Annotated in this window: 16 protein-coding genes and 11 pseudogenes; 8 read left to right on the top strand and 19 right to left on the bottom strand. The window is 71.8% G+C overall.

Going from position 1 to position 25,992, the window contains the following annotated elements; all coding sequences use genetic code 11:
- Positions 1-158 (bottom strand): annotated as a pseudogene (locus tag FF86_RS63815) (hypothetical protein); the annotation flags it as partial.
- Between the two features lies 1 nt (position 159).
- Positions 160-252: pseudogene (locus tag FF86_RS63810) on the bottom strand (hypothetical protein); the annotation flags it as partial.
- A 473-nt stretch (positions 253-725) separates the two neighbouring features.
- On the opposite strand from FF86_RS63810, the pseudogene FF86_RS58145 reads away from it, so the two are divergent.
- Positions 726-1,100, top strand: a pseudogene (locus FF86_RS58145) (ABC transporter substrate-binding protein); the annotation flags it as partial.
- A 25-nt stretch (positions 1,101-1,125) separates the two neighbouring features.
- Positions 1,126-1,952: ABC transporter substrate-binding protein (locus FF86_RS26345; RefSeq protein WP_242419655.1), on the top strand; the 827-nt coding region annotated here is incomplete at its 5' end.
- A 77-nt stretch (positions 1,953-2,029) separates the two neighbouring features.
- Here FF86_RS26345 and FF86_RS26340 read toward each other — a convergent pair.
- The 12 genes and pseudogenes from FF86_RS26340 to FF86_RS26310 form a co-directional block, all read right to left on the bottom strand.
- Entirely contained in the window at positions 2,030-2,731 is a 702-nt protein-coding gene (locus FF86_RS26340; RefSeq protein WP_044887337.1) for an ABC transporter ATP-binding protein, read from the bottom strand.
- A complete protein-coding gene (locus tag FF86_RS63185; RefSeq protein ID WP_255355931.1) occupies positions 2,731-2,940 on the bottom strand; it encodes a hypothetical protein in 210 nt (69 codons plus the stop codon). The genes FF86_RS26340 and FF86_RS63185 overlap by 1 nt, the downstream gene beginning before the upstream one ends.
- Before the next feature lie 60 nt (positions 2,941-3,000).
- Positions 3,001-3,475 (bottom strand): annotated as a pseudogene (locus FF86_RS58130) (ATP-binding cassette domain-containing protein); the annotation flags it as partial.
- Position 3,476: 1 nt separating this feature from the next.
- Positions 3,477-3,873, bottom strand: a pseudogene (locus FF86_RS58125) (branched-chain amino acid ABC transporter permease/ATP-binding protein); the annotation flags it as partial.
- Position 3,874: 1 nt separating this feature from the next.
- Positions 3,875-4,862: pseudogene (locus FF86_RS58120) on the bottom strand (branched-chain amino acid ABC transporter permease/ATP-binding protein); the annotation flags it as partial.
- A gap of 1 nt (position 4,863) precedes the next feature.
- On the bottom strand, positions 4,864-5,535 hold a 672-nt coding region (locus FF86_RS58115; RefSeq protein ID WP_242419654.1), incomplete at its 3' end, for a branched-chain amino acid ABC transporter permease.
- A 131-nt stretch (positions 5,536-5,666) separates the two neighbouring features.
- Positions 5,667-6,731: an ABC transporter substrate-binding protein gene (locus tag FF86_RS26330; protein WP_255355930.1), complete on the bottom strand. Its 1,065-nt coding sequence runs from the start codon at positions 6,729-6,731 to the stop codon at positions 5,667-5,669.
- A 316-nt stretch (positions 6,732-7,047) separates the two neighbouring features.
- Positions 7,048-8,295, bottom strand: coding sequence for an ABC transporter substrate-binding protein (locus tag FF86_RS26325; protein ID WP_082122169.1), 1,248 nt, complete (start codon positions 8,293-8,295; stop codon positions 7,048-7,050).
- 301 nt (positions 8,296-8,596) lie between these two features.
- Entirely contained in the window at positions 8,597-9,226 is a 630-nt protein-coding gene (locus FF86_RS26320; RefSeq protein WP_052681364.1) for a GntR family transcriptional regulator, read from the bottom strand.
- Between the two features lie 128 nt (positions 9,227-9,354).
- Positions 9,355-10,039, bottom strand: a pseudogene (locus FF86_RS26315) (hypothetical protein); the annotation flags it as partial.
- A 1-nt stretch (position 10,040) separates the two neighbouring features.
- On the bottom strand, positions 10,041-10,260 hold a 220-nt coding region (locus FF86_RS58110; protein WP_242419653.1), incomplete at its 3' end, for an MFS transporter.
- A gap of 167 nt (positions 10,261-10,427) precedes the next feature.
- On the bottom strand, positions 10,428-12,170 hold the full coding sequence (locus FF86_RS26310; protein ID WP_044887360.1) for a DUF2142 domain-containing protein: 1,743 nt from the start codon (positions 12,168-12,170) through the stop codon (positions 10,428-10,430).
- Between the two features lie 1,689 nt (positions 12,171-13,859).
- Between FF86_RS26310 and FF86_RS58100 the strand changes: the two genes are divergently transcribed.
- On the top strand, positions 13,860-14,627 hold a 768-nt coding region (locus tag FF86_RS58100), incomplete at its 5' end, for a PKD domain-containing protein (RefSeq protein ID WP_242419652.1).
- Positions 14,628-14,629: 2 nt separating this feature from the next.
- Positions 14,630-15,403 (top strand): SDR family NAD(P)-dependent oxidoreductase, encoded by a 774-nt coding sequence (locus FF86_RS26300; RefSeq protein ID WP_082122170.1) that lies wholly within the window; start codon positions 14,630-14,632, stop codon positions 15,401-15,403.
- A gap of 84 nt (positions 15,404-15,487) precedes the next feature.
- Here FF86_RS26300 and FF86_RS26295 read toward each other — a convergent pair.
- Together FF86_RS26295 and FF86_RS26290 are read right to left on the bottom strand one after the other, a co-directional pair.
- Positions 15,488-16,239, bottom strand: a pseudogene (locus FF86_RS26295) (TauD/TfdA dioxygenase family protein); the annotation flags it as partial.
- Between the two features lie 231 nt (positions 16,240-16,470).
- Complete coding sequence (locus FF86_RS26290; protein WP_044887340.1) at positions 16,471-17,250, bottom strand: SDR family NAD(P)-dependent oxidoreductase; 780 nt, start codon at positions 17,248-17,250, stop codon at positions 16,471-16,473.
- 917 nt (positions 17,251-18,167) lie between these two features.
- Here FF86_RS26290 and FF86_RS26285 point away from each other — a divergent pair.
- On the top strand, positions 18,168-19,067 hold the full coding sequence (locus FF86_RS26285) for a class II aldolase/adducin family protein (protein WP_044887341.1): 900 nt from the start codon (positions 18,168-18,170) through the stop codon (positions 19,065-19,067).
- Between the two features lie 2,055 nt (positions 19,068-21,122).
- Here FF86_RS26285 and FF86_RS58095 read toward each other — a convergent pair.
- The 3 genes and pseudogenes from FF86_RS58095 to FF86_RS68455 all read right to left on the bottom strand — a co-directional run.
- Positions 21,123-21,715, bottom strand: a 593-nt coding sequence (locus tag FF86_RS58095; RefSeq protein ID WP_255355929.1) for a phosphotransferase, incomplete at its 3' end; no start/stop codon positions are given.
- A gap of 313 nt (positions 21,716-22,028) precedes the next feature.
- Positions 22,029-22,326 (bottom strand): annotated as a pseudogene (locus tag FF86_RS68460) (hypothetical protein); the annotation flags it as partial.
- Between the two features lies 1 nt (position 22,327).
- Positions 22,328-22,946, bottom strand: a pseudogene (locus FF86_RS68455) (hypothetical protein); the annotation flags it as partial.
- A gap of 474 nt (positions 22,947-23,420) precedes the next feature.
- On the opposite strand from FF86_RS68455, the pseudogene FF86_RS26265 reads away from it, so the two are divergent.
- From FF86_RS26265 to FF86_RS26260, 3 genes and pseudogenes are all read left to right on the top strand, one after another.
- Positions 23,421-24,107: pseudogene (locus FF86_RS26265) on the top strand (SAM-dependent methyltransferase); the annotation flags it as partial.
- Position 24,108: 1 nt separating this feature from the next.
- Positions 24,109-24,278 (top strand): SAM-dependent methyltransferase (locus FF86_RS58090; protein WP_242419661.1); only part of this gene is annotated, 170 nt, incomplete at its 5' end.
- A 413-nt stretch (positions 24,279-24,691) separates the two neighbouring features.
- The coding region (locus FF86_RS26260) for an ABC transporter substrate-binding protein (protein ID WP_396230102.1) at positions 24,692-25,851 on the top strand (1,160 nt) is incomplete at its 5' end.
- Positions 25,852-25,992: the final 141 nt, after the last annotated feature.

The following is a 25,992-nucleotide window of genomic DNA, read 5'->3' as shown; positions in this document are numbered from 1 at the left end:
CGCGACGATCACCGGCTGCAGGAAGTAGATGAACGCATTGCCGTTGATGATCACAATCACCGTGCGGACGGTGAGCCCGACCGAGGAGAGGATCAGCAGGGCGGGGATGCGTTGCCGCCGCACGACGCGCCGGCCGAGGGCGATATAGCCCCAGGCCANGGCGGTCAGCGCGGCGAGGGTGAGACCACCGAGATGCAGAAAGATCAGGAAAAGCGCCGCGGGAATGACCGTCGCCTCGACCAGGTGCGGCACCGCGTGTTTCGCGATACTTCTGGGCCGGGGCAACTGGATGGNGGCCGTGTCGCTCACGGGCGCGTCCACGGGTGGAGGTGCCCGTGAGGTCGGAAGCGCCAGTTCGGCGGTCGGGTGAACGTCGGAAGAGACATGAGCTCCTAAGGGGCCATCCCCGGGTCGGCGATCACGCTGGAGGTGAAAACGGTACGCGACGATCGGTCGCGCGCGGCAGGGCCCCACCCCCGATGTGCCGATGTGGTGCTATACGTGTCCGGGGCGACCGTCTGCGCAATCCGCGCCCGTCGACGGGAGCGCGTCCGCTGTCTCACCCCTTTTCGGTAGGGTCCTGTCGTCGGTGGGACACTTCAGCTCATACCAGNCAGATTTCCCTGCTGCCGCAGGTACGGCATGCCCGCACCCTTCCCTTGACGAGCGAGGATCCGCGGCCCGCGCGGCGCCTCCGCTCCTGTCCCTGTTTCGGAGCGATCAACATGCGTCGTGGCTTAACGCTAGGTATCGCCGCGATCGTCCTGGTGCTGACCGCCGGGGCCAGCGCCTGCTCGTCGGGGAGGACGCCGGCCATCACCGCCGCCTCCTGCCCCACCCCGGGGGTGACCCCGCAGGAGATCCGGCTCGGCCTGCTGTACTCCGACACCGGGGCGAGCTCCGCCACCCTGGCCGTCGCGCGGGCCGGCGTCGACGCCCGTCTCGGCCAGGCCAACGCCGGCGGCGGCATCAACGGGCGCAAGATCGTCTACGACTGGCAGGACGACCCGGGTACCCCCCAGGCGAACATGCTGGGTGCCCGCAACCTGATCGAGGGCAGGCACGACTTCGGCCTCCTGGAGTACTCCCTGGCCGCGGGCNCAAGCGCCCAGTACCTCGCCGACNGGGATGTTCCGGTGAGCGGCCTGGCCGTCGGCGACGCCTGGCCGAAGTACCGCACCATGTTCTCCTTCGCCTACACCACCGGTGGCTCCGTCGACACCTACGGCCAGTTCGTGAAGTCCCGCGGCGGGACCAGGGCGGCGCTGCTGCGCACCGCGCTGTCCAGCGAGGTCGGGAACGCCGGCGCCAAGCTGGTGGAGAGCCTGCAGTCCGTCGGCATCCCCACCGTGGCCCAGGTCCCCTACACGCCGGGCGCGGACAGCCCGACCGCGGCCGCCCAGAAGATCATCGACTCCGGCGCCGACACCCTGCTCGCCGTCGTCGACGCCGGTGTCGCCCTTCCCCCGGTGCTCACCGCCCTGCGCGCCGCCGGCAAGAACATGAAGGTGATCCTTTCGGTCAGCGGCTACGACAACCAGCTACTACGCCAGGCCGGTCCCGCGATGGCCGGGGTTGTCGTCCCGGTGTTCTACCGGCCGTTCGAGGCCGGTGGCCTCGCGATAGCCCGCTACACCGCCGCGATGACCGACTACGCGCCGCAGGTCCAGAACCCCACCCAGGAAATCGCCATGATCGCCTACATCAACACCGACCTGTTCCTCAAGGGGCTGCAGATGGCCGGCCCCTGCCCGACCCGGAAAGGCTTCACCGAGGCCCTGCGCTCGGTGACCAGTTACGACGCCGGCGGATTGCTCGAGCCGCCTATCGACGTCAGGAACGGCCTCGGCAAACCGACCACCTGCTGGTCCTTCGTCCAGGCCAACGACACCGGAACCGCGTTCACCATCGTCGACCAGAACCGGTGCGGCCGGGCCCTGCCCGCCGCCTAGTGGCTGCAGTACCTCGTAGCCGTAAGTACCTCGTAGCTGTAAGTACCTTGTGGTTGTGGTGCCTCGCGGTTGCGGCGTCAGGTCCCGAGATAGCCGCGTAGCAGCGCGTTCTGGTCGAGGTCGCCGGTCGGGCCGTCGAAGGTCACCTGGCCACGGTCGAGCAGCACGACCCGGTCGGCGATGTCGAGCGCGCGCTGCACGTACTGCTCGACGAGCAGCAGCGCGACGCCCGACACGGCCAGGGCCTTGAGCGAGTGGAAGATCTGGTCGACGACGGCGGGCGCCAGGCCCATCGACACCTCGTCGAGCAGCACGATCCGGGGCCGGGCGAGATGGGCTCGGGCCAGGGCCAGCATCTGCTGCTGGCCGCCGGAAAGGGTGCCGGCGGTCTGGCCCAGCCGTTCCCGCAGCACCGGGAACGCCGCCAGGGCGACCTCGACGGAGGAGTCCGTCGCCCACGGCGGCACCTGCATCCGCAGGTTGTCCCGCACGGTCAGGCTACGGAAGATGCCCCGCCCCTCGGGGATGTGGCACAGCCCGTCGCGGGCCCGCCGGTGCGCGGGCGCGCCGGTGCGGTCCCGGCCGCCGACGAGGACGCGTCCGCGCGCGGCGGGCAGCAGGCCGGTCGCCGTGCGCAGCAGCGTCGTCTTGCCCGCGCCGTTGGCTCCGAGCAGGGCCACGACGGAGCCGGGGCGCACGGTCAGGTCGACCCCGCGCAGCACGGTCGTCCGGCCGTAGCCGGCTTCCACGCCACGCAGTTCGAGGACGGTGTCGGCCATCATTCGCCGCCCGTGGTCAGGCTGGCCGAGTGCGGGCGGGCGGCGTCTGCGGCGGACGCCAGCGGGTCGGAGGCCAGCGGGTCGGTCTCCCCGAGGTAGGCGACGCGCACCACGGGCGACGCCATGACCTCCGCCGGGGTCCCGTCGAACACCGGGCGCCCGAAGTCCAGGACGTACACGTGGTCGCAGATCGCGGTGACCAGGCTCATGTCGTGCTCCACGAGAAGGATGCCGACTCCGTGCTCGTCGACCACGCGTCGCAGGATCTNCCCGAAGTGCCGGGTTTCCGCGCGGTCGAGGCCGGAGGAGGGTTCGTCGAGAAGGAGGAGCCGGGGCTGACCGGCCAGGCAGCGCGCGAGCTCGACCAGCCGGCGTTGCCCGGTCGACAGGGAACCGGCCACCTGCCCGGTCAGGTCACCCAGGCCGCAGGTGCGCACCGCGGAGTCCGCCGCGGCGTGGATGTCGCGCGCGGTCTGCGGGGCGCTGGCGAGATGGCGCAGCGCGTTGGGTCCGGCCCGCCGACCCTCGGCCCCGAGGACAACGTTGTCCCACACCGTGAGGTTGTCGAACAGCTCCATCTGCTGGAAGGTGCGACCCAGGCCCAGCCGGGCGCGGGTCGAGGCCGAGCGCCGGATGACCGACCGGCCGTCGAGGAGGACCTGGCCACGCTGGGGCCGCAGCAGCCCAGAGCACACGTTGAACGTCGTCGTCTTGCCGGCGCCGTTCGGGCCGATGAGTCCGGTGNCGCGCCCCGTGGCGGCCCGCAGCGTCACGCCGTCGACGGCCACCAGGCCGCCGAAGGCCACCCGCACGTCGCGGATCTCCAGTTCGGCCGGCGGCACCGGGGCGATCGGGCGGGACGGTTCCGGCCTGGACGCCGCGGCGGCGTCCCGCGCGCGGGCACCGCCGAGCACGCCGAGCACGCCGCGACCGCCGAGCACGCCGCGACCGCCGCGACCGCCGAGCCGGTCGAGCGCGCGGCGCACAGCCGGGTGCGGCTCGCGGGCCCGGGCCGCGGTGACCGCGTACAGGATCGCGAAGACGCCGAACGCCACCTGCAGCCAGTTGGAGGTGTCGGCGTTGTCGACGTAGGACGGCACGAGGGTGAGCCCGGCGGCGCCGGCGATCGCGTACCAGGGCGCNCCCCCGACGCTGATGACGACCAGCACGAAGTAGACCAGCGAGGTGATGGGGAGGTAGGAGTCGCCGTTGACCTGCCCGACCGCCGCGGCGTCGAGGACCCCGGCGACGGCGGCCAGGAAGGCCGACAGGCAGAACACCAGCACCCGGGTCGTGTTCACGGCGGTCCCGCTCGTCGCGAGGCCGATCGGGCTGTCGGCCAGGGCGCGCAGCAGCCGGCCCAGCCGGCTGCGGTTCAGGGCCACCATGGCGAGGGCCGCCGCGGCGGCGAGGATCAACACGAGGTAGTAGTAGCCGCGGTCGGAGCCGTCGAGGCCGACGGCGGACCAGCGCGGGGTGGGCACGGTGACGCCGATTCCCAGGCTGCCGAACATGTAGCCCTGGGAGTAGAACATGTACTGGACGAGGATCCCGAACCCGAACGTCGACAGCGCCAGGTAGAGCCCGGACAGGCGGATCGCCGGAATCGCCAGCAGGGCGCCGATCGGCACCGCGACGAGGCCCGCGACCACCAGCGCGGCCGCCCATGGCCAGCCCTTCTCCACGTGCAGCTGCGAGAACGTGCAGACCCCGATGGCCATGAACGTGACGTGGCACAGCGACACCTGTCCGGACGTCCGCACGAGCAGGCCGAGGGAGAGGAACAGGATCGCGTAGGCGAGGAACTCGCTGAACGCCACCAGGTGGATGCCGGCGAAGCTCGGCACGAAGCAGAGCAGCGCCAGGACGGCGACGCCGCCCGCGGACTGCAGGCGCCACGGCGTCGTCCAGGCGACGCCCGAACGCGGCACCGCGCGCAGCCGTTCGGTGAGGCGCCGGCGAGGGGCGGTGAGCAGGACGGCGAACAGGACGAGGAACGGCAGGGCGTTGGACAGCCCGGCCAGCAGGCCGCTGTCGAAGTACTTCGTGGCCAGCGAGGCGACGATCCCGATGGCGAGCCCGCCGGCGTACGTCGCGGGCAGGCTGGTGAACCAGCCCAGCGCCGCGGCGCNGAAGGCCGCGACGACGAGGAAGGTCAGCGCGGTCGCGTCGAGGTTGACGTACTGGGCGATGAGCACACCCGACGTCGCCGCGAACCCGATGCCGATCATCCAGGCCCACCGGCGCACGGCCACCGGGTTCGTCCCGGTGGTGTCGAGCAGCGCCGGGTCGTCGACCACGGCGCGCATCGCCACGCCGGTGCGGGCCAGCGAGAAGTAGGCGTAGAGCGCCGCGGTGGCGAGGATCCCCACCGCGAAGACGATGATGCGGTCGGCGGTCACGGTCGTGCTGCCGACGTGGAACCCGGCGTCGGGCAGGAACACCGGCACCTTCCGCGGCCGGGTGTCCCCGTAGATCAACACGGCGCCGGCCTGCACGACGAGCAGGACGCCGACCGTGCCGGCCACCCGGGTCGACAGCGCGGTCGCGGCCATCCGCCGGGCGCCCTGCTCGAACGCCACGCCCAGAACCGGGCCGGCGCCGAGGATGCAGATCGCCGCCGCGGGTATCCACGGCAGTCCCGCCTGGACGTGCAGGCTGTAGAACAGGTACGCGGAGACGGTGGCCACGGCTCCGTGGGCGAAGTTGAAGATGCCGGACGTCTTGTAGGTGAGCACGAGCCCGACACCGGCCAGCCCGTACACCGATCCCGTGGTCAGCCCGGCGATGAGGAACGGCAGCACGTGGGTCCCCTCCTGCTGATGTGGTCGTGACGATCCGCCGGAGATCCCGGGACGCGCCGTCTACGCGCTGCAGCCGCGTCGCAGCCGCGTCGCGCGGTCGGCGCGGCGCGTCCCGGGAGGTCGGCGCGGTCTCAGCCGGCCGCCGCCGGATTGCCGGCCGCCGCCGGGTTTGCGTTCGCCGCCGAGTCACCGGTCGCCGCCGGGCGGCGGTCGGTGCGGCTGCGCGGCTGGAACCGGTGACGCATCACGGTTCCGGTGCGGTCGCGCAGTCCGACCTTCTCGTCGAGGTCCGGCCGCACCTCACGCATCACGAGGAAGTCCGGCGACAGCCAGGCGCGGTGGACGTACGGCGCGAAGCTGAGCAGGCCCCGGGCGCCCCCGGTCGCGGCGGGCAGCATCTTGACGCGCTCCAGGCCGGCCTTCACGCCGGCCGGCGACAGCGGGCGGGCCTTGGAGATGCCGTGCGCGATCATCTGGGCGATGTCGTAGTTGATGATCGCGAACCAGTTCTCGGGCCGGTAGTCGTAGCGGCGCTCGAACCGGTCGAGGAAGTCCTGGGCCACCGTGTTCGTCTCGTCGTACTGGTCGCAGCCCACCCAGCCCTTGAGCGAGGCCATGCCCTGGGGCAGGACCGGGGCCGACATGAACGCCGTGCACATCACGCGGAACGGGTCCCACTGCGCCGCGGCGAGAGCGCGGTTGATGTGGACGGAGGCCACCCCGACGCCGAGGTAGGCCAGCGCGTCCGCGCCGGCCGACCGCAGCCGCTCGACCGCCGGGCCCATCTCCGTCTCCAGCGGGTCGACCCCGTGCTCCAGCAGCACCTCGACGCCGTCGAACTCGCAGGCGTCGCGGAAGAAGCCGCGGTACTCGTCGCCGATCGCCGTCTTGTCGTAGACGACGGCGACGGTCTTGATCCCCTTGACGGCCAGGTAGTTCGACATCACGTAGGGGTCTTCGGCCAGCGACCCGTTGTTGATGTTGAAGCACCACTCGCCGTACCAGAGGTCCGTGCCACACATGGCCACGGATGGGACGTGGCCCTCCCGGTCGTTCCACTCCCGGAACGGGATGGCGTTGTCGGAGATCCACGGGCCGTCGATGGCCACCACGCCCGCGTCGACGAGCTCGCGGCCCGCCTGGATCACGGTGTGCGCGTCGCCGGTGGGCAGGCCGTGGACGAGCTTGTAGATCACTTCGATCNGCCGGTCGATGAGGCCGTCCTGCAGCGCCTCGTCGAAGGTGAGGTCGAGCACGTCGTGCAGGAGCTGCTCGGCCTCCGGGGCGAGCGGCCAGTCGCAGAGCATGCCGATCTTCGTGGTTCCGGACACGGAGGTCCTCCTCATGAGAACTGCGGGGATAGGGGCGCAGTGACCCGGGGATGGGGCCCGGGGATGGGGCCCGGGGATCGGGGCGCAGGAGCGCGGGGATGCGGGGCGCAGAGATGGAGGCGCGCCGGACGGGGCACGGCACCGCGGCAGGCCGTGGTGCGGGTGCGGGGCGCCGGACGGATCAGGCGTTCTTGCCGCAGACCCGGCCCGCGCCGAAGGGGGTGGTCAGCTTCCCGGACTTCACCTGGGCGTACCAGGTGCAGGCCTCCTGGACGGCGGGCTTGCCCTTCGCGTAGGTCACGGGCGCGAGGACGCCGTCAAGGTCGAATCTGGGGCCGAGCTTGTACAGACCGTCGTAGATCGTCTGCGAGGTGATGGCGCCGCTGGCGCCGGCGAGGGTCTTCTCCAGGACCTTCCCGGCGTACCAGCCGGAGGTCGTGCTGGTGTTGAGCAGCACGCCCGGCTGGTACTTCGTCATCGCGGCCAGGAACTCGGCGGTGCCGGGTCCGTCCCCGAACCACAGCGGCTCGGGTGCGGCGAAGACGAGGCCCTCCCACACCGGGGCGGACAGTTCGCTGTCACGCCAGTTCTGCGGGTTGTCGATCCAGATCGGCCGGTAGTCCTGCTGGGCGCACTGCTCGACGAGGCGCTTGGCGGTGGCCAGGTCGCTGGCGGCGAAGACGGCCTCGGCGCCCGAGTCCTTGAGCTTCTGGCACTGGGCGGCGTAGCTGGTCGCCGACGCCGAGATGGCCTGGCCCGGCACCGACCGGATGCCGAGCCGGCGGGCGTGGGTGTCGAGCAGCGACGCGGCCTGGGCGCACGCGGGCACCTCGGCACAGTAGGCGACGCTCACCACCGTCTTGTGGAACAGGACCGCGGCGTTGGCGTACCCGCCGTACCCGGTATCGTTGGTGCCGGTGACCGGGAAGAAGTTCGGGTCCTTGGTGTACGCCACCCCGGTGGCCGTCCCGCCGAGGACCGGGACGTCGTGCTGGGAGGCGTAGCTGGCCCACGCCGCGTCCACGCCCGACTCGTGATTGCCGACGAGCGCCACGACGTGGTCCTTCTCGACGAGCTCCTTGACGTTCTGCAGGGCCTTGGCGGGCTTCCCGCCATCGTCCTTGACGATGATCTCGACAGGATGGCCGGCTATGCCGCCGGCGGCGTTGATCCCGTCCGCCCACGCCTGCAGACCCTTGGAGCCGGCGATGGCGATGTCCGACGCGAACCCGCTGTAGACGCCGACATTACCGATCTTGATGGGCGACCCGCCGGGACCGCCGCTGCTCGACGGCGCCGTCCCGCCGCCGCCACCGCCACCGCTACCGCTGCCACAGGCGGCGGTGGCGAGGAGTAACGCTCCCACTGCTGCGGCCACGCTCGCCCGGGTCCGGGCCGAGCGAGGTCGCAGCGCTCTGACTGCTCGCATGAGGTGTCCTCCTGGGTTTCGGGCTGGCTGCGGGCTGGTCTTGGGGCTGGCTTGGGGGTGGCCGACGAAGGGTGCCGCCGGGGCGTGCGCCGGACACCCGGCTGCCGGACGAAGGGCACCTCTCCACCCGCCGCAATGGTGTACCACACATCACACATAATGTGGAAGTGTGTATTTGCGCAGGTGGGAGCGGTCTTGTGGGTCGTCCACGGGCGCGGTGGAGTCAGCCGGAGCCGTCGGCGGGTCGCCTGAGAGGCGCAGCGCCCCTCAGGGCGCCGCGCCTCTCAGGACGTGACGGACCTCAGGACGCGTCGAACAACCCGCGGCGCTCGAGCTCGGCCACGAGCGCGGCCCCGTGCTGCTGCAGCATCCGTTCGGCCGCCGACGCCGCGGCCTCGCCGTCGCCCTGGTCGACCGCCTCGGCGATGAGGCGCATCCACGGGGCCACGGCGTCGGCCATCCCGGGCACGGCGGTGTAGTAGGCGTCGGCCGGCAGGAGGTCGGGCACCGCGTCGACGAGATGCCGCCAGGCCGGTGAGGCGCACATCCGGCCCAGGACGTCGACGAACTCGACCATCAGCGGCCTGATCGCCTCCAGGTCCTTCTCCCCGCCGAGCCGGCCGGCGATCGCGACGAGTTCGTGCTTGTTGCGCGCGCTGGTGCCGGCCACCGCCCGCTTCAGGGCCCACCCGTAGAGCAGCGAGAACAGCTCGTAGTTGTCACGGATGCGATCGCGGTCGACGTGGCAGACGAAGGCGCCGCGGTGCGGGCGGATCTCCAGGATGCCCTCGGACTCCAGGGCGATGACGGCCTCGCGCACCGGGGTGTTGCTCACCCCGAGCACCCGGGCCACCTCGTCCTGGGGGATGCGCTCCCCCACCCGGATCTTGCCTTCGAAGATCTGCTCCTTGATGTAGTCACCCACGCTCATGCGGACGCGCTCGCGGGCGATCGGCCGGGTGGGTAGGCGGGAGGCCGACTCGTGAGCTGGAGCTTTCGACGCCAAGCCTGCGGCTCCTCAGCAGGACGGAGGGAGGGCACAACCCGGCCTCGCCGGAATCACACATGATACAGAAAACGCACGGCCGCACGCCGCATCCGGCTGACGCGCCCAGCCAGCAGCGCACTCGCGGCGCAGGCGGCACCGGTACAGCCGGGCATCCAGGTGAACGCCGAGGTGAAGCCTCTCGCCTGGAGAACGACCGCGGTCGGCGCCGTGCCGTCCGCGGCACCGACCCGCTGGACCACCGTGCTGGCGCTGGTGGCCCCCGCAATCGCCGACGGTCGCAGCGTCGCGTGAAGGGCGACGCTGACCGGCAGGCTGGCCACCCCGAGACCGAGCCCGCGCACGAACAGGGCCAGGCCAAGCACCCACAGATCGCTGTGCGCGGTGGCGAAGAGGAAGGGCACGGTGGCAACAGTGGCGACGGTGGCGACGGTGGCGACGGCCAGACCGGCGGCAGCGACAGGGCGTGGCGCCACCCGATCCGGGTACCGCCCCACCACCAGGAACGCCGGCCCCAGCCCGACGCTCTGGGGCGCGAGCGCGAAGCCCGCATCCGGCGCGGACAACCCTCGAAGCTGCTGAAAGTGGAGCGGGAGCAGGAGCATCGGGCCCCAGGTCGTGACTCCGAGGACAGACATCATCATGGTGGCGCCCCGGAACGACCGGTCCCCGAACAGTCCCGGAACGCGTAGACCAGCGCGACCACCGAGGTCGGGAGCAGAAATCGGGAGCAGAAAANGGTCGACGGCGTCGAGCGGCTGATCGCTGCGTTGCTCGTCGGCTGGAAACCAGCGCCAGGTCAGGATCAGCACGATCAGCACGATCGGGATGTTGACCAGGAAGGCCCCGCGCCACCCCCAGGTGTCGATGAGCAGTCCGCCGAGCACCGGCCCGGACACGGGGGCGAGCTGCCCGGCCCCGCACCCATCGGCGACCTGTTCGACGAACGGTGGGTTCATCGGTCCGTCAGGAACGCCTCAGAAAAACACCACCAGCGGCATCAGAATCATCAGGAGAACCAGGGTGACAGCGGCGGTTTCCCTGCGGCGAGAGAACAAACTGCCGGAGTTTCCGCGTGCCAGGCGTNCGGCGCCGACAGGGAAGGGCACAACGCGGCCGCGCCGAATCACCGGTCCACGGATACCTGAGCCGCCCCACCGTCGACAATCACGTCGAGACGATCCTGGCGTTGCCGCACGACCTCGGTGACATCGCCGGGCGGGCCCTCGCGCTCGGCTGCACGTGGCGGCCTACCGCCGACATCGCCGCCGACATCGCCGCCGACATCGCCGCCGCTTGCCATCGACGGGTCACCGAGCCTCCACAGGGCGACGGCCAGCAGAACACCGCCGACCAGGGCGAATATTGCCAGCCCGGACAGACCGAGATCGGCCGGCCCGGGAGCCTCGGCGGCCCACGCGGTCCGCAGCCGGTCCACCGGCGTCAGGGGCGCGAGCGCGCGGTTCCGCCACGCCAGCTCACGGGTGATCATCAGCACGGTGAGCAGGGCGAGCGCCGCGACGAGCACGACCGTCGGCAGCCCCCGCCGGCCCAGCGGAAGCGCCCGGCAGGAGACCTCGACGACGAACGCGAGCACCGGCAGCATCGGTAGCAGGTAACGAGTGAACGCCGCGCCGCCGGCGGCCGCGTATCCCACCAGCGTGGCGACGACGACCAGGCAGTGCGCGGCGAGCAGGATCCAGACGACGCTCCCGGCCAGCCGAGCCCCCGGCTGGCGCGGCTCCGGCTCCGGCTTTGGCCCCGACCCCGGCCCCGACTCCGGGGAGCCCGGGTTCCGGGCGGCCGAGATCCGCGCCGTCAGGACCCGTACCACCGCGGCGAGCACACCCGCACCGGTGACGATCGCGAATCCGACGGCCATCTTCTCGGCGTGGCCGGTCAGCAGGGAGACACGGCCAAAGAAACCGCGATAGACATTCCACCAGAAATCCGGATCGCGCACCACCTGCCACGCCGACGGCCGCGGCCCCCGGATCGGGAGCATGGCGGCGATCCGACCGAAGGCGGTGGGGTCACCGTACCGGTGCACGTTGCGCAGGTAGAACCAGCCGGTCGCGGCGAACGTCAACGCGGCGAGCCCACCGGCCACGGCCAGGCCGCGCCCGGCTCGCCGAGCCGGGCGGCCGGCGGTCCGCGCCGCGACGGCGACCCCGACGGCCGGAACGACGACCACCACCGCCACCGCCCCGCTCGCCCGGCTGGCCGCGGCGGCCGGGCCGAGCACCGCGAGCGCCAGCAGCGTGCGCGGCCCCGGCCCCCGGCGCGCGATCGCGACGGTGACGGCGAGCAGACCGGTGATGGTCGCCACCGCCATCGTGTCGTTGTAGACCTGCCCGGACGGGAACACGAACAGGCCGACGACCCCGGTGATCGCCGCCGTACCGACCGCGACGGCCGGCTGTCTCGGCAGCACGCCCCGGACCAGGGCCGCCGTCGCGATCAGGGCGGTCACCCCGAGCGCCACGTTGATTCCTCGGGCGGCGCGGAAGCCGCCCAGCGGATGATGCAACGCGATGCCCGACCGAAGCGGGACGGCCTCGACCGCGTAGAACAACGGCGGATGGTTCGCGGTGTAGACAAGGTCGAAGTTCGTCAGCGGCCGGCGCAACCGCCGCCCGCACAGGTGGTCGGCGCGCGTGTCCACCGCGACTCGGGCCTGCTGGGGCGATGCGCGGCAGCCGGCCGGCAGCCCCGGCATGCCCGGGAGGCGAGAGCGCACGGGTGAGTCCAGCACGGGCAACGACCCGTCGGCCACCGCAAGCGCGTACGCGGTGTGCTGCGCCTCGTCGGCGCTGGTAAAGGGCGGCACGGCCACGGCGACCAGTAGTCCAAGCGCCGAAAAGATCATCCCGGCCGCAACCACTCCGACCACCAGCCACCGATGTCCGGATCGACGACCCCGCCCGGAACCGACCCGGTCTGCGACCTTCAACCACCACACCCCAACGCCGGCCGGCCGAGGAAACATCGGCCANGCTCGGCCTGCCGGCTACCGTAGCGCCTGCCGCGCAACGGCCATCTGGCGGATCCGACTTGCGGCGCGTCCCTGCAGTGCGTCGACACGGCACCGGCAGGGGCCGCCGACAGGTGAACAGCGTTGACATGTCCGCGGATGGTCTGCGACGCTGCAGCTCCCACAGCCGGCGAGGCGCGAGGGCGACGAAGACGGAGCTGTCTCATGGGCGCTATCGATCTGTCCGGGTACAAGGTCACCGACGCCTTCTTCGGGGCGCTGTTCATCGAGGTGGACGAGGAGCGTGAGCGCCCGTCGCCGCACCGTTTCGTGCAGGGCGGCTTCGCGGATACCGACACGGAGTTCGCCTTTTACCTCCCGCCCGCCGAGTACTACACGGGTCGCATGTTCCAGCCGCTGGAAGGTGGCAACGGCGGCCACGCGGTCACTTTTGGTGGAGGCATTCTCGGCGAGATGTTCCAACGTATCGCCATGAGCGCCCGGCTGGGCGGCTACATGGTCGAGTCGAACCAGGGCCACAAGGGCGACGACTACGACCCGAAGGCCGGCGAGGATCCGACGCTCTACGGGCACCGAGCCAGCGCCGAGTCCGCGCGGTTATCCAAGTACGTCGCCGCCCAGGTCTACGGCAGCGCCCCTCATCACAGCTACGTCTGGGGAGGCAGCGGCGGCGGGCGGCGTTCCCCGCTCTGCCTGGAGAACGCGCCCGGGGTGTGGGACGGGTGCATGCCGTCGACCAGCGGCGGCGAGATCGCCGAGCCCGGTAACACCGAGCGGGTCAAGGCCGGCAGCATCATGTCGTTCGGCCAGATGTTCAACGTCCAACGGCTGCTGGGTCGCGACCGGATCATCGCCCTGGCGGACCGGATGGCGCCGGGCGGCAGCGGCGACCCGTTCGAGGGTCTCGGCACGCACGAGCGCGAGGAGCTGGCGTCGCTGTACCGGCAGGGGTTCCCCCGCGGCAACGAGTTCATGATCAGTGAGCCGATGGGCCAGATGTGGCTGTGGACCTCGCTGGCCGACGAGCTGCACCGCGAGGACCCGGACTACTTCGCGAACTTCTGGACGAAGCCGGGCTACGTCGGGCACGACTCCCCCGAGCTGGTCGAGGCCGACCTGATCCACCAGACCGGACGGGTCGTGCGCACCCTGTCGGCCCGCGACCTGAACGAGTCGGCCGACTTCGCCGGGCCCGAGTTCCAGACCATGCGGATCCTCGCGGCGATCGTCGGCGCGGGCGGCGAGGCGTACGAGTTCCCCTACGCCGTCGAGATCGAGGGGCTCAAGGGCGGCTACCGCGTCGGGACCGGCGTGCAGATCCTCACCGGGCAGGCCGCCGGGCGGTCGCTGTACGCCACCGGCGCGGCCGGAGACGTCTTCGCCTGCGACGGGCAGGGCGACGCGAACGTCCTGCGGTTCACCGGCGTCGAGCCGGGCGACGAGGTGCTCGTCGACAACCGCAGGTTCCTCGCCTACTGCTACTTCGCCCGCCATCACGTCACCGACGACCCCGCGTTCGCGCACCTGCTGGTCGACGGCCGGCCGATCTATCCGCAGCACCCNGTGCCGCGGATGTCCTCGCTGATGGGCGTCTGCTACTCGGGCCAGTACGAGGGCAAGGTGCTCTGGCTCCACCACACCCACGACTCGTCGGTCTGGCCCGCCTGGGGCACCCTGTACGACCGGGCGGTGCGCCAGGCCCAGGGCGAGGCGGGCGCGCGGCGGAACTTCCGGATCCGCTGGACCGAGTATGCCGAGCACGGCCCGTACGGCATGGTTCCGCCGGAACCGAACCGCGTGGCCGCGACCCGGCTCATCGACTTTCGCGGCATCACCGAGCAGTCGATGATCGACCTGATCGACTGGGTGGAGCACGGCATCGAGCCGAACGGCACCCACCACACCTTCGTCGACGGTCGCGTGCACCTGCCGGCGAGCGCGGCCGAGCGGGGCGGCATCCAGCCGGTCGCGTCGGCCGCGGCGAACGGCGGGACCCGGGCCGACGTCGGCGTGGGCGAGCCGGTGACCCTGACGGTCACCGCCGCCGTCCCGCCGGGCGCCGGACGGATCATCTCGATCGAGTGGGACTTCGACGGCACCGGCACCTACCCGTTCCGCCACGCGGAGATCGACGGCACCGCCGCCGAGCTGACGGTCTCGACCACGCACGTCTACGACCGGCCGGGAACGTACTTCGCCACCGCGCGGGTGACCTCCCACCGCACGGGCGACGTGCACGCCGAGCTGTGCCGGATCGAGACGATCGCCCAGGCCCGCACCGTCGTCGCCGCGGCCGCGGCCGCCGATGCCGATGCCGGGACGGGGGCCTGAGGGTGACGGGTTCGCTGGACGGCAAGGTCGTCCTGATCACGGGTACCGGCAGCGGTATGGGCCGGGCCGGGGCGCTGCGGTTCGCCGCCGCCGGCGCCACCGTCGTCGGTGCCGACCTCAACGCCGAGGGCAATGCCGAGACCGAGGCCCTGGTGACGGCGGCCGGCGGCCGGATGCTCGGCACGGCGCCGGTCGACCTCGGCGACTACGCCGCGTGCGAGCGCTGGGTCGATGCGGCCGTACAGGCCCACGGTCGCATCGACGTGCTGTGGAACAACGCCTCGGCGTGCGTGTTCGCCACCATCGACGCGATGACGGTCGAGCAGTGGGACTTCTCGATCCGCAACGAGCTGAGCATCGTCTTTCTCGTGACCAAGGCGGCGTGGCGGCACCTGACCGCCAGCGCCGGCCCAGACGCGCGGCCCGTGGTGATCAACACGGCGTCGGTGGCCGGGCACGGCGGTGGGCCGGGCGGGATCGCGCATTCGGCGACCAAGGCCGCGGTCCTCGCGATGACGCACGTCATCGCGGCCGAGGGCGCGCCGTACGGCATCCGCGCCGTCAGCATCAGCCCGGGCGCGATGGACACTCCGGGCTCGGCCGAGCAGCTCGCCCTGCCCGGCGCCCGGGAGGCGCTGCTGAGCCTCTCGCTGGTTCCCCGGCTCGGGGATCCGGACGAGGTCGCCCGGGCCGCGGTCTTCCTCGCCTCCGACGACGCCGTCTTCATCACCGGCACCGATCTGCTCGTCGACGGCGGCCTGACCAATCACGGCTGAGACCGGCGGCCTGGGTCGTCCGCTGTGACAGGGCGCCCGGCCGCCGGTCCGGACCTCGGCTTACAGATCGGCTTACAGGTCGGCTTACAGGTCGGCGTAGAGGGGCTCGTCGGCGATGAGGATGCGCTCAAGCAGGCGCGGCGTCGTTCCGTAGTTGCGGACCGCGTAGTGCACGGCCGCCCGGTTGTCCCAGAACGCGACCGAACCCGGCCGCCAGGTGAAGCGCACCTGGTTCTCCGGCTTGCGGTACTGGTCGATGACGGCGGTCAGCAGCTCCTTGCTTTCCGCGCGGTCGAGCCCGATGATCGTCGGCCGCTGGGTGAAGTTCACCCACGCGATCTTCTCGCCGGTCTCCCGGTGGATCCGGATGACCGGATGCGCGACCACCGGATAGTCATGCCCGCTGGCGTGCAGCGCGGCCCGGAAGTCGTGGGTGACGTGGCGGCCGTCGAGCCGCTCCTTCACCTCGTCGGACAGGCCCTGGTACGCCAGCGCCGCGTCGACCCAGATGGTGTCGCCGCCGACCTCGGGAAGCTGCACCGCCCGCAGCACCGCGCCCCAGGTCGGGACGAGCCGCCAGCTCGTGTCGGTGTGGTACGGGTCCCAGATGTCGTCGTCGGCCTGCGGGGTGTGCACCTTCGCGACCTTGTCGAAGTCGGCGGAGGAGATGCGGTGGATCGCGGTGGTGCGGGCGTCGGCCTTCGCCGCGCCCGGGTGCGTGTACAGGGGACCGAACTGCCCGGCGAAGTTCTCGTGCCCTTCCTGGGTCAGGTCCTGGTCCCGGAAGAACACGACCTTGTACTTGAGCACGGTCGCCTTGATCTCGTCGCGCACGGNGGNCGACAGCGGCTGGCTGAGATCGACGCCGTCGATCTCCGCNCCGATGGTGGGCTGCAGCGGCNGCACGGCCAGCGGCGACTGGACGGATGCTTCGACAACAGTGGTCACGGTCTGTCCCTTCGATCGGGTGTGTGCAGGTCGGTGGGGTGACGCGGGTCGGTGGGGTGACGCGGGTCGGTGGGGTGACGCGGGTCGGTCGGGTGGCACAGGTCGGTCGGTGATGGCGGTCAGTAGTGAATGGGGCCCGGGGTGCCGCCGCCGGCGGCGATCGACTCGCCGGTCACGGCGACCGCGAGCGGGGAGGCGAGGAAGGTCACGACCGCGGCGACCTCGTCGGCGGTGACGGCCCGCCCGAGGGAGATGCGCGTCGCCGCGGCCCGGATCTGCTCGTCGGACAGCACGACGCTCCCGCCGTGGTCGGCGGTCAGGGTCAGCCCGGGGTGGACGACGTTGACGGTCACGCCGTGCGGGCCCAGCTCGTCGGCCAGGGTCTTGGTGAGGGCGGCGACGCCGACGTTGCGGATGGAACCGGAGGCGAGGCCGACCTGGCGGGCCGCCAGCCCGCCGATGTTGATGATCCGTCCCCAGCCCTGCGCGACGAAGTGCGGCGTGACCGCCTGCGCGGTGCGCAGGTAGCCGAGCACCTTGACGTTGAAGTCGGCGGCGGCGTCCGCGGTGGACAGGGCACCCACACCCCCCGGTCCGCCGGCGCCGCCGGGCCGGGCCGCGTTGTTGACCAGGATGTCGACGCCGCCGAGTTCGGCGACGGTGCTCTCCACCAGGGCCCGGACGGAGTCATCGCTACCGGTGTCGGTGACCACCGGGACCACCGTCGCACCGCCCGCGCCGGCGGACAGCTCGGCGGCGGCCGACTTCAGAACGTCGGCGTCCCGGGCGGCGATGACGACCTGGACTCCTTCGGCGAGCAGCGCGCGGGCGACCGCCCGCCCGATGCCACGGCTGCCACCGGTGACGATCGCTCGTCGGCCCGCAAGCTGGAGATCCACTCGTGCTCCCTGTCGGTTTGTCTGGTCGGTCGGGTGGCCCGTCCACCGCCGCGGTTGTCCGGGCGGGGGCGGATGGCTTGATTCGTGGGGGGAGGAGGAGGCCGGGTGCGCAAGGGAAGCCGGCCGCGGAGGCGAGGCTGGATCCGGGAACGAGGCTGGATCCGGGAACGAAGCCGGATGCGGAGGCGAGGCTGGCTGCGGAGGCGAGGCTGGATTGGGCCCGGGGTCGCGGCGCGGACCGTCCGCGGGACGAGGCGGACGACAGCGCGCCGCAGGCTGGGCGACACGCGCCGCAGGCGGGTGCCGGAGAACCGCGGGTGGGCGCCGCGGGCCGGCCAGGCGAGGTGGCCCGCCCCGGCGTCCAGCGCGGGCGGAGCCTCGCCCGGCGCAGCGAAGGCGCCAGGACGGAGGATCCGCCGGGACGGCCGCCGGTTACGGGTCGGTCGGAACTGACCGGGCGTTGGGGGTCGGCCTCAGCCTCGGCGAGCCGGACAGCTCGCGGAGGTGACTCGCAGCAGGTCGATGTGCTCGCGCCTGGTCAGGTAGGCGATCGTCAACACCTCCCCAACATGACCCCGGTTTGTCGATCGGTCAAGTAGGAAATAAAAGTGACACACATCACATCATGGCGACCCTTTGGGGGCACCAAGCCGTCGCCCTGGGGTGGATCCCCGGCTTGCCGCGGCGTGACACCATTCCCCTCGGGAAGCTTGACAATGGATTCGGCTCTGCCGCACAGTTGCGGCGCGCACCTGCTCCGGCGGCGAACCGCCGATACCTGCGCCTCGCGCCACGTGGGTTCTCCCGGCTGGGAGGACCTTTCCCGCGACACCCCTTCGCTCCTGGCACCGGCGATGACCTGGTGAGCCCGCGTCAGGCCGGTTCGCCAGTCATCGGGATGGAAGGACCAGACCGCCATGACGCTCTCCGCCCATGCCCCGGCCCCGCCGGACCCGGTCGCCGGAACCTCCGACGCCACGGCACCCCGCGCCACGGCACCCCGCGGGACGGCCTCCGAGGGCCGGCAGGGGAGCCCCTGGGCCGGGGTCTCCCCCGCCGAGGGCGGGGAATGGCCCCGTCCGGTGCCAGTCCGCACGGTCGAACAGGAGCGGCTGCACCGCAAGCAGAAGCTCGCGGCGGCGTACCGGATCTTCGCCAAGCTCGGCCTCGCCGAGGGTCTGGCCGGCCACATCACCGCCCGCGACCCCGAACTGACCGACCATTTCTGGGTCAACCGGGCCGGCCTCGACTTCAGCCGCATCACGGTGTCGAACCTGCTGCTGGTCAACGCGAAGGGCGAGATCGTGGCGGGGCGGCCGCCGTTGAACACGGCAGCGTTCGCGATCCACTCGCAGATCCACGCCGCCCGCCCGGACGTGGTCGGCGCCGCGCACACCCACTCGCCGTACGGCCGGGCGCTGTCCGCGCTCGCGGTGCCGCTGCATCCGATCTCCCAGGACGCGTGCGCCTTCTACCAGCAGCATGTCATCTTCGACGAGTACAACGGGGTCGTGTTGAGCGAGGAGGAGGGCCGGAAGATCGCCACCGCGCTCGGCCCGCACAAGCTGGCGATCCTGCGCAATCACGGCCTGCTCACCGTCGGCGCCAGCGTGGAGTCGGCGGCCGCCCGGTACATCGCCGCCGAGCGGGCCGCCAGGACCCAGCTCATCGCCGCGGCGGCCGGGCCGCTGCACATCCTGGACCACGAGACCGCCAGCTTCACCGCCGGCCAGGGGCGCAGCGACGACTCGGACCGCTGGGCCTTCGACGCCCTCTACGAGATCATCATCGAAGAGCAGCCCGACCTGCTCACCTGACAAGTTCCTGGCTCCCCCAACGGCGAGCCCCGAGACCCTTCCCGCCGCGGAACGTCCCGACCGCGGCGCGAGGCGTGGCTGCATGCGGCGCAACGCGCCCGTCTGGCCACCTCCGGACCTCCCCGCGCCCCGCCGCCGACGATCGCCGTCCTGGGGGAATGGGAGCAGGAAGATCCGCCGTACCGCGCCAGGTCCAGCACTCTGAATGACCGTGTCAAGCCGTCGGTCGAGCGGGTCGCGGGTCGCGGCGACGATCGCGGAGCGTGGCGGCGGCTGGCGGGGGTTCGGGGTGGATGCATGGGTGAGCGCCGAGGTGGTTCCTCTGGCGGGTTCGGCGTCCGATTTGTCCATAGCAAAAACCAGCGGTTACTCGTCGCGGGTTCTGGCGCCCTGTTCCCCGACGAGCCGGGGCAGGGTCGCGCCGGTGTCGAGCAGGCCGATCAGCCAGCCCGGCGTGGCACCCAGGTACAGCGCGTTGCACAGGACCGCAGCCGTGGCCGCCGCGGGGTCCTGGTTGATCAGCGCNACGAACGCGGCCAGGCCCGCCGCCTCCAGGCCGAACGTCAGGATCGAACTCCAGCGGATGGTCTCGGTGAAGTAGGCGTCGGTCCAGCCGTCCTGCGCCTCCCCGCCCCAGGTGGTGTTCCCGAAGGCCACCGCGTGGGCCCAGATATCCCGCAGGTCGGCCTGGCCGCCCGCGCCGACGATCACCTTCTCGTAGGCGTCCGGGTTGGCCGTGACGGCCCGCTCGAACGCCGAGCGCCAGACCTTCAGATAGTCGGGGGTCGGCAGGTCGTAGTCGACCCGCATGAAGTGACGTGCGTTGATGCGCACCGCGGCCGGCCTGGGCGTCCGGTGCGGGCGGCGCTGGCCGATCGGCGGGTCCTCGGTCTTCACCACCTGCACCCCGGCGTTGTAGGCGATGCCGTGGACGGGGCCCGACGGCGCGTCCTCCCGCAGGATCGAGGGCAGGATCTCCAGGCAGCGTTCGCCGCCGGCGCGTAACGCCTCGAGCCGCTGCGCCATCTGCGTGACGATGCCCTGCTCGACCTCGGCGAACGGCGGCGACAGGGCGATGCCGAGCCGCTCGATGACCGGCGGCATCCCCCAGTGCTCACGCAGCTCCAGGCCGCCCCAGTAGCTGGAGGCCAGGATCGCCCAGGCCTGCTCGCCGACGTCGTCGACGGCGACGGTGCCCTGCATGATCGGGCCGGACAGCCGGTCGGTCAGCCAGCCGTTGAGCCCCACCCAGTACGCCTGCGGGGTCGCCATCGTGGCCGCCGTGGGCGCGAACTCGTTGACGAGACGGTCCATGAGCGCCGGCGCGGCGGGCATCACCGCGGCCAGCTCCGCCAGCAGCGCCGGCCCGTCGCCGTCCACGTGCAGGGTCATGCGTGCCTCCCGGGCTGCCCCCCGGCCTGCCAGGCGTCGCCGGTGAGCGGTTGCAGACTGAGGTGGATGAGCTTCTCGTGCCGGGCACCCGTGCCGGCGATGAGGAACTGCTGGCGCTGCGTCCAGCGGTGGAAGTACTGCACCAGCGCAACATCGAGGTCCGGGGAGGCGCGCAGCACGAACTCCTCCAGCGCCGCCTCGGCGGTGGCGAGATCCGGCTGGCGGGCGCCGAGGAGCTCGGAGATCTCCTCGACGTCGGCGCCCTCCAGGTCGGCGCCGAACGCGTGGACGTGCTCGGCGAACCGGGTCACGGCCCGGGCGCTGTCCGCCCGGAAACCTTCGTAGGCGCTGGCGGTGGGCCATTCGTCGAGCAGCGCCATCAGGTTGGTGTAGGCGGCGCTCGCGTAGGACGACGGGCGCTGCGCGGGTGGTTCGACGGCGGGCAGCGGCGCGCCCGCGACCGCGGCGATGGCCTCGAGCGCCCACCGGCCGCAGCCGACGAGCCAGGTGAAGTACTCCAGCCAACTGTCCCCGGGGGCGGGGTTGCGGACGGAGTCCTCCCACTGGAACGGGGTCATCAGCGACCAGCCGGCGGTGTGGAACTCCACGGCGTCGCGGTCGATCCGCTCACCGGTCACGGCCTCGTAGCGCCGCGCGATCCGNCCGATGTCGCCAAGCGGCTCCTCGCAGTCGCGGCTGCGCATCGCGGCGAACTCGGCGATCGGGTCGCCGATGTAGGCGGCCTCGAAGTCGATCAGGCCGGTCATCCTGCCCTGGTCGAACAGGAACTGCGCCGCGTCGGCCTGGATGAGCGCCCGCTGCGTACGCCCGGCCGGGACATTGCGGCACAGCCACCGCCACATGAACTCGATCATCGGGCTGGGCGCGGTCTTGGCCCGGCGGTAGTTGCGCTCACCGGTGGCGTACATGTTCAGCGCCGCGGCCCGGTTGTCGGCCGGCACGGGCAGCCCGAGCGCCCCGAACTCACCCACGTCGATCGCGTGCATGCGGCACATGGCGTCGACGTACTGGTCCAGCACTGCGTCGCGTTCGCCGTCGTCGGACGCGGTGGCGAGGTTGACCCGGCCGGGCAGCCGGTCCATGACGATCGCGGGCGGGTCCTCGATCATCCCGTGGACCCGGGGAACGGGCACGCCGTGCCGGTGGAGCACCCGGTTGATGTCGGCCTCCTGCCCGAGAGTGATCATCTCCCGGAAGTTGCCGCCGCGGTGGCCGCGCACGTAGTACCTGCGCAGCTCCCCGTCGTTCGTCAGATCGGCGAACCAGGCGGNGCGCCACCGTTCCTGCCGCTCGAAGGCCACCACGGTGCCGTCGAGCTCCCGCTCCAACCAGGCCCGAACCCGCTCATCCTGGCTCACGACTCTCCCTCCCATGAACGTCCCGGCGAGGCTACGGATCCTTCCTGGTCGCACACCCCGATGCGCGGGCCTGGCACCTTCGGGCCGGCCCCGGGGGTCCCCTGCCGTCACCTCGATGTCCGAGCGTGCGGGGGACGAGATTCCCCCGGCGGCCACCGGCTCGGCGTCGGCCGCTATCTCACGACGGCCGCTACCTGGCGACGGGGCGGCGCAGCCTCGTGGCGAGGCCGGCGGCGCCGAGGGCGGCCACGACCTTGGCGCCGAGCTCGATCATGCGATCCATGCCCGCGTCGCCGATCGGCTCGTAGGCCAGCGCCGCGAGTTCGTCGGTCCGATCCTCGATCCAGCGCCGGCGGCGGCGCCCCTGCACCGTCAGCTCCGGCGCCGACTCCGGCGTCCCGGCCTCGGTCAGCCAGCCCCGGCGGCGCAGGCTCGCGACCGAGGCGTCCCAGGCCGCCGCGTCCCAGCGCCGGGAGTCACGCAGCGCCNCCCCCGGCCACCCCTCGTAGGCGGCGTGGACCACGAGCGCGTCGATGCCGCGCAACCCTTCGATGACGAGGCCGCCGATGTGCCCGTCGCCCCGGTGCTCGCGCAGCACCTTGGCGGCGTGCCAGATCACCAGAGGGTCCTCGCGCGGCCACGGCAGCGACGCGAGCCCGGCGAGCAGGGGTCGGCCCTCCCTGTTCGCCGCGGCGGCCTCCCCGGCCGCGCGCGCGAGCTCGGCCAGCTCGCCGAGTTCCGCCGGATCGATCGGCGCGAGCGCCGCGGCGAGCACCGGCGCGAACGCCGCCTGCTGCGCCGCGAGGATGGCCTCGGGTGACGCCTTGCGCCACACGGCCGGAATGACGCTGGCGACCAGCCGGGGATTGACGTTGTAGAAGGTCGCCACCACCACGTCGGCCGGCGCCGGTCCCAACGGCGCGGCGCGCGTCACCAGGTTCACGACCGCGACGTCGTCGAGCCCGAGGTCGAGTCGGTGCAGCGCCGCGTGGACGGCCTGGCAGAGCACGCCGGCGCCGAACGTGGGCTCGATGGCCAGCAGCGCGGGACGGGTGCGGGCCACGTCCAACCCGGCCGCTTCGCCGTCGGTCAGGATGTTCCGATCCATGATCACAGTCCTTCTCCTCTCGTCGCGCGGGAGTCCCGCCACAATGGCGACCTGACCCGCCGGGCACGAAGAAGCGGCCGGAAAATGATGTGCGCACGCGCGCCGGGCATCCGCCGAACGTACGGCGTCATTGTCGGGCGCGATATCGGTGTTCGACGGCCGCGCAGGGCCCCACATAACCTGCGTGTGACGTCCGGCGGCGTTAGGGAGAATGACGTCGGCGGACTATTCGGTCCGCATGGGCGCCGGACCGCTCGGGGGCCCGTCCGGGCTACTGGGCGGTCCGCATAAAGGCGGTCCGACGTCGGTCATGGCATTCGCAGGGCGAGGGGGAATGATGGTCACGGCGGCACCGTACCACTCTCCAGCCGCGCGGTGAACGGCGTTGACTTCCCCGCGTCTCGTGGACCCGCCGAGGCCGCTGCGGCTAGGGTGATTCGGGAGGGATCGTCCGGCTTTGAGGGGCAGGTTGCGGTGACCGAAGCGGAAGCAGGAAACGCCCCCGGCGGGCAGTGGTGGACCTCCCTGGCCGACGAACCCCAGCCGGCCGACCTCAGGACGGACGAGGCGCACTCCGCCCGCATGTACGACTACTACCTGGGCGGAAAGGACAACTTCCCGGCCGACCGGCAGGCCGCGGAACAGGTACTGGCCACGTACCCGAACGCCCGGAACGTCGCCCGGCACAACCGCGCCTTCATGATCCGCGCCACCCGGTTCCTCGTCGGCGACCGTGGGATCCGCCAGTTCCTCGACATCGGGACCGGCATTCCCACCTCCCCCAACCTGCACGAGGTGGCCCAGGAGATTGCCCCGGACACCAGGGTCGTCTACGCCGACAACGATCCGATCGTGCTCGCCCACGCCCGCGCCCTGCTGACCAGCAGCCCCGCCGGCCGCACCGCCTATCTCGACGCCGACCTGCGCGACCCCGGTCTCATCCTCGACTCCCCCGAGCTGGCCGAGACCCTCGACCTGACCCGGCCGGTCGCGCTGTCCCTCATCTCGATCTTCCCGTTCATCCCCGACGCCGACTCCCCGCTCGACATCCTCCGCACGCTGATCGATGCGCTGCCCTCGGGCAGCTACCTGGCCCTCACCCACGCCACCGCCGACTTCGATCCCGCCTTCGAGGCGTCGGCGTCGGCCTACCGCAGTCGCNGCATCCCCAATCAGCTCCGCAGCCGCGCCGAGGTGGAACGCCTGTTCCTCGACCTGGAACTCCTCCCCCCCGGCGTCGACCTCGTCCACCGCTGGTTCCCGGACCCCGCCCACGCCGACCTCACCGACACGGACGTCAGCGTGTACGGCGGCATCGCCCGCAAGGCGTAGCCCGCCTGCCCGGGCATGGCGCGGTTCCGCGGAACACCACGATCGCGCACAACAGGACAATCGCGACAATGAGGCGGGAAACGCGACACTCGACCCCGGCCGCGGAGCAGCTCTCCTCGTGTTCCGCTTCCAGCGGCGACAGCTACCACCGAATATGACTGCCCGTCATTGGCCCCGGATGCCGGCCTCGGTAATGTTGCCGCACTGATCAGGCCCGCGGCATTGATCAGTGCAGGATCGAGTGCACGGACGTTGAATCCGCCTCGACGGCGCCAGGTCCACGTCGCCGGCGGAGGTACCGTGCTGCCGCCCGATTGGCGCGCCGCCGCCTACGTCCGTCCCAGGGAGTCCCATGTTCACCTGCCGCCATTCGAGACCCCTGGCGGTGAGCGCCATGTTACTTCTGGTGGTCNCCGGTGCCGGCGGTTGCTCAACCTCCGGTGTGGCCTCGGCGTCCACCTGCGACACCCCGGGGGTGACGGCCGACCACGTCAACCTCGGCGTCCTCTACCCCGACACGGGAGCGGTCGCGAGCGCCTTCGGCGCCGTCCGTTCCGGCATCGACGCCCGGCTGGGCGTGGCGAACTCCACCGGCGGCGTCCACGGCCGCACGATCACCTATCAATGGCGGGACGACCAGGGCGCGGCCGCCACGAATGAGACCGCCGCCCGCGATCTCGTCGACGGCCAGGGTGTCTTCGGCATCATCGAGGCGACCCTCGCGGCGAGCGGCAGTGCGCAGTACCTGGCGGACCGGAATGTTCCGGTGACCGGCCTGGCAGCCGAGAAGGTCTGGTCGAACTACGGGAACATGTTTGCCTTCTCGTATGTCAGCGCCGCTCCCACCGACACCTACGGGCAGTTCGTGCGGTCCCAGGGCGGCAGCCGAGCGGTCGTGGTGCAGACCGCGCTGTCGACCGGCGTCTCGGACGCGGCGGCGAGATACGGGCGCAGTGTGGACGCTGCCGGTGTGCAGGTCCTCGACACACTGAACTACACCCCGGGCGCGGACAGCCCGCAGTCGGTCGCCCAGCGGATCGCCGCCCTCGATCCGGACACCATCATCAGCGTGATCCAGCCGGACGCTCTCATCGCGGTCCTCGACGCGCTGCGCGCCGCGGGCCGGAGCCCGAAGGTCGTGCTGTCCGCGAGCGGCTACGACCGGCGGCTGCTGCGCGCCTACGGCCCCCGGATCGCGGGGCTCGCCGTTCCCGTCTTCTACCGGCCCTTCGAGTCCGGCGGCCCGGCCCTGACCGCCTACACGACGGCGATGACGCGTTACTCACCCCAGATCAGCCAGCCGGAGCAGGACCTGGCCGTGACCTCCTACATCGAGGCGGACATGTTCGTCCGCGGCCTGGAACTCGCCGGCGCCTGCCCCACCCGAGACGGCTTCATCACCGCGCTGCGATCCGTGACGCGCTACGACGCGGGCGGTCTGATCAGCCCGATCAACATCAGGACCGGCCTCGGCAAACCGACCACCTGCTACTCCTTCGTCCAGGCCAACGCGAAGGGCAGCGCGTTCGACGTGGTGGCGCCGGATCTGTGCGGCAAGGAGCTCACCCCCTGAAGGCCCCGACGTCCCCGGTTCTCACAGGCTGGGCTGCGGGACGTCGCGGTGCCGCGTGATCCACGAGCCCGCCGGGCCGTTGAGCATGCGGGCCCGGTGAAGGCGACGGTGGAACAGCGCGACGAGCTCGGCGTCGTGGCG

It is taken from the genome of Frankia sp. CpI1-P (assembly GCF_001421075.1).
GTDB lineage: Bacteria > Actinomycetota > Actinomycetes > Frankiales > Frankiaceae > Frankia > Frankia torreyi.
This window is presented reverse-complemented; position numbering and strand designations above follow the sequence as displayed.

Bases quoted from the DNA above. Each gene is read 5' to 3' on its own strand.
- FF86_RS26285 (WP_044887341.1), top strand. From the start codon at position 18,168: ATGACGCTCTCCGCCCATGCCCCGGCCCCGCCGGACCCGGTCGCCGGA.
- FF86_RS26320 (WP_052681364.1), bottom strand. From the start codon at position 9,226: ATGAGCGTGGGTGACTACATCAAGGAGCAGATCTTCGAAGGCAAGATC.
- FF86_RS26325 (WP_082122169.1), bottom strand. From the start codon at position 8,295: ATGCGAGCAGTCAGAGCGCTGCGACCTCGCTCGGCCCGGACCCGGGCG.
- FF86_RS26340 (WP_044887337.1), bottom strand. From the start codon at position 2,731: ATGGCCGACACCGTCCTCGAACTGCGTGGCGTGGAAGCCGGCTACGGC.
- FF86_RS26310 (WP_044887360.1), bottom strand. From the start codon at position 12,170: ATGATCTTTTCGGCGCTTGGACTACTGGTCGCCGTGGCCGTGCCGCCC.
- FF86_RS63185 (WP_255355931.1), bottom strand. From the start codon at position 2,940: ATGAGCCTGGTCACCGCGATCTGCGACCACGTGTACGTCCTGGACTTC.